Here is a 4,212-nt window from a genome sequence, read left to right as displayed (position 1 = left end):
GAGCGCTTGTCTGTCTGTCAGATGAGTTTGTTGAGGCGGTACAGGAACGCGGCCATCGCAGAACGCGTCAGCTTGCTGCCATACCCGAACGAACCATCCGAATTACCCAGCGTAATACCCGCATTCGCGCACCACAGGATCTCCTTGGCACCGAACGTACCCTGCTTCACATCAGAGAACCGACGGTAATCCGCAGCCGACGGCGCAAACGACGCCGCACCCTGCACACCGGCAAGCTTCGCATACCGATACAGGAACACCGCCATATCCTGACGCGTCAACTTGTCATTACCATTGAACCGGCCATTCGAACCCTGCGAAATGCCGTTCTTCGCCAGCCACAGGATCTCCTTGGCACCATACGACCCCTGCTTCACATCAGAGAACCGCTGGTAATCCGCAGCCGACGGCGCAAACGACGCGGCACCCGCCACACCATGCACCTTCGCCAGACGATACAGGAAGATCGCCATATCCTGACGGCTCAGATGATCACCATAACCGAAACGACCATCCGAATACCCATTCGTGATACCCTGCGCCGCCAACCACTCGATCTCATCATGGAACGCCACACCAGCCGGCACATCAGAGAACCGATCAGACGAACCACCATTCTTCGACACCGTCACCAGCAGAGCAGCCGACTTACCGCTTGCGGTGGCGGTGACGGCGGTGATGCCTTCAGACTTCGCCGTCAGCTTGCCATTGCCATCAATCGTGGCCACCGCGGTATCCGACGACGACCATGATACGGCACCAAGCGTCGCATTCGACGGGTTCGCCTTCACCGACAGCTGCACCGACTTGTTCTGCACCAGCGACAGTTCGGCACCGGAAATACCGTCGCCTGTGATCGTAATCGACTCCGGCAGTATGACAGAGCCGTTATCCTTGACCGTCACCTGAACCGATGCCGACTTGCCGCCGGCCGTCGCCGTGATCGTCGCGATACCGGCCTTGACGCCACGCACCGCACCCGTCGACGACACCGTCGCCACCGACGCGTCCGATGTGCTCCACGACACCGCATGATCCGTCGCATTGCTCGGCAGCACCGTCGCATTGAGATTCAGGCCAGCACCGACATTGATCGACGCCGCACCACCCGACACACCAATACCCGACACCGACACCGACTCAACCGGAACCACCGGATCGCCGCCCTTGGTCACGGTGACGGTCACCGAGGCGGACTTGCCGTCGGCCGTCGCCGTGATCTTCGCGATGCCGGACTTAACGCCGCGGACGGTGCCGTCCGAGGAGACAGTTGCGACCGCGGTGTCCGAAGACGTCCACGTCACGGTCGGGTTCGTCGCGTTCGCCGGCAGCACGGTCGCCGCAAGCTTCTTCGAAGCGCCTTCCTGGATCGAGAAGTCGTTGCTGTTGATGGCGACGGAGGTCACCGGCACGACCGGGATGACCGCGCACGGCGCGGCGCCTTCGGTGAGCTTGCCGTTCTCGACGAGGATGTCCTCGCCGCTGCCCTTGTAATTCTGGCCGCCGTTGCTGTCCCAGTTGCCCGAGCCGTTGTTGAACGTCAGCTCGACCGGCTGCTGGTCGGGATTGTCGATCGTGAAGGAGACGTAGCCATCGCAGGCCTCCTCCATCTTCGCACCGGGCGCGGTCGTCCACGCGCCGGTGCCGACGCGGTAGTGGATGTAGGTGGAGTCGACGCCGAACTTATCGGCCGGATAGTAGACGGTCGTGCCCTGCGGCGTCACGATCTCGCCGGTCACCATCACCGTGATCGACGCGGAAACGCCACCTGCCGTCGCCGTGATCGTCGTCGTACCCGCCTTCTTGCCACGCACGAGACCGCTCGAGGAGACGGTCGCGACAGACGGGTCGGAGGAGCTCCATGCCACATTGCGCACGGTCGCGTCCGACGGCGTAACGGTTGCCGTGAGCTGCGCACTCGTCGTCGAGTTCAGATCCATGTTCAGGCGGCCGTTGTTCACGCCGTCGCCGGAGATCGTCACCGATTCGACCGGTGTCTGTGCACCCTTGTGATAGGTGTAGGTGTGGCTTACCGGCTTACCGTTGTTGCCGGTGCCGGTCACTGTGACCGTCACGTCCTTGCCGCCGGCAGAGGCCGCGCCGATCGTGATGATATCACCGTCCTTGAAGGAGCCCGAGGCGCCTTCGGAGGTCGCGTAGGAGACGTTCGCCATATTGAACGAGCGCAGCGTGATGTCCTTCGTATCCTCGAAGCTGCCCTTGTTCGGCATCGCCTCGGCCGAAGAAATCGGCGTCGTGTCCACCTTGGCGTTGTAGAACGCGGCCACGGTGTTGGCTTCCACGGAGCCGGACGTAATCTTGCCACCGGAGACGGTGATCGTCGAACCGGAGACCTCGTCCTTATAGGTGCCGTTGTCTAGCTTCGTGCTCAGGCCGGAGAGGTTGGCGCCGCCGCGTTCCGTCGTGGAGACGAGCACGCCGTCGTTCGACGGGTTGCCGTCCGACTTGTAACGCTCCACCATCGCGCAGTTGTCTCCGCCGCAATTGGTGATGTTCATGTCCGTGCCCACCATGGCATTGCGGAAGTGATTCGAGGCCACGACGCCCGGATGCTTCCAGTCATCGGCGCCGACGTCGCCGATCTTCGACTTCTCGGAGAACCATTCCTGTTGACCGCCGGAAGCATACGGACGGTTGAAGAACAACGTCATGCCCTGTCCCATCGCGTTCATCACTGCCCACGAGGCGCGCACCTGGTCCGCGGTGTACTTTTCGGACTGACGATCGCAGTAGTTGTCGTGCGACTCGATCCATGTCACCGTCTTGTCCGCGGAGGTGCCGCTGCGCAGATCCGTGAAGAATCGCGAGGCGACGCTGCGGTCGTTCATCGAGTTGCGCATCTCCTGACCGTAGTTCGAGCCGGTGATGCCGCCCCCTCCGACGGAGGATGAGCCGAACATGTTGGCGTAGTCGGCTTCACGCACGTTCTTGTCCTGAAGGACCTCGCCGTACTGGTACTGGGCGCCGTTCGGCAGGATCGTGTTCCAATACTGGGAACTGCCGACCTCGTTGGTGAGCTCGATGTGCTTGGCGGCATCGTAGCGGAAGCCGTCGGCTCCGTCGGCGACGACCTTCTTGTAGAACTCTGCCATGCGGTTGGCTACCTCGGAGTTCTGGGTGTTGAGGTCCCAGAGTCCCGAAAGCTGGCCCTGCGTGCAGTCCTCGCGGTCGTTGTAATCATTGATCTTCCTGGCAGGGTGGAAGTAGTCTTCGTTCTGCCACGACGGGTCGATGACGTCCCAGTCGGAGGTGAAGTGGTTTGCGACGGCGTCGACGATGACACGCACGCCGTACTGATGCGCGATGTCGCACATCTGCCGGAACTCGTCCTCGGAGCCGAGGATGTAGTTGCCAATCGTCGTGTTGATCGGCTGGTAGATGTAATACCAGTTGAGATACCAGTTGCCCTTGCCGAGCTCACTGTTGTCCTTGACGGCGGACACGTTGTTGATCTGGATGGAGGTGTAGCCGGCTTGGGCGATCTCCTCCATATGCTCCTTGATTGTCTCGAACGACCACATGAAGGTATGCAGCGTGGCGCCGTCCCTCATGTTCTTCGTCAGACCGTACTTGTTGCGCGCGGCCTCAAAGGAGGCGTTGCCCACCGTCTGCGCATAGCTGTCGCGCAGCGGCGCCGCGGAAGCGGTCTGCGTCGTTGCCATGCCGAGGCTCAATCCGCCGAGCAGCGTTGCTGCGGCAACCAGTCCGGCGACGGTTTTTTTACGAATGCCTGCAAGGCGACCCGTCAATACCATATCGAAGTTACCCTTCCCTGAATAACTCTTCTTGCGATTGCCATCCAGATGGATGGCAAAAAGGGGCTCAGGCACAAGGTTGTACCTAAGCCCCCTACTGCATCAATGATGCGTGACAGTGTTGTGGTCATCGGCTTGGAATCGCATGATGCCCACCGAATCTCCACTCACTTGTTGAGGTGTGCTCAGATGAGTTTGTTGAGGCGGTACAGGAACGCGGCCATCGCAGAACGCGTCAGCTTGCTGCCATACCCGAACGAACCATCCGAATTACCCAGCGTAATACCCGCATTCGCGCACCACAGGATCTCCTTGGCACCGAACGTACCCTGCTTCACATCAGAGAACCGACGGTAATCCGCAGCCGACGGCGCAAACGACGCCGCACCCTGCACACCGGCAAGCTTCGCATACCGATACAGGAACACCGCCATAT

General features: G+C 60.9%; 2 protein-coding genes. Both read right to left on the bottom strand.

Going from position 1 to position 4,212, the window contains the following annotated elements:
* Positions 1 to 17: 17 nt before the first annotated feature.
* Positions 18 to 3,683 (bottom strand): Ig-like domain-containing protein, encoded by a 3,666-nt coding sequence (locus tag B1400_RS08790; RefSeq protein WP_162288211.1) that lies wholly within the window; start codon positions 3,681 to 3,683, stop codon positions 18 to 20.
* Positions 3,684 to 3,961: 278 nt separating this feature from the next.
* A partial coding sequence (locus B1400_RS10010) for an S-layer homology domain-containing protein (RefSeq protein ID WP_095614019.1) occupies positions 3,962 to 4,212 on the bottom strand: 251 nt, incomplete at its 5' end.

The sequence above is a fragment of the Bifidobacterium italicum genome (assembly GCF_002286915.1).
Lineage (GTDB): Bacteria > Actinomycetota > Actinomycetes > Actinomycetales > Bifidobacteriaceae > Bifidobacterium > Bifidobacterium italicum.
Note: the sequence above shows the minus strand (reverse complement) of the source record. Positions and strands in the feature narration are given on the sequence as shown.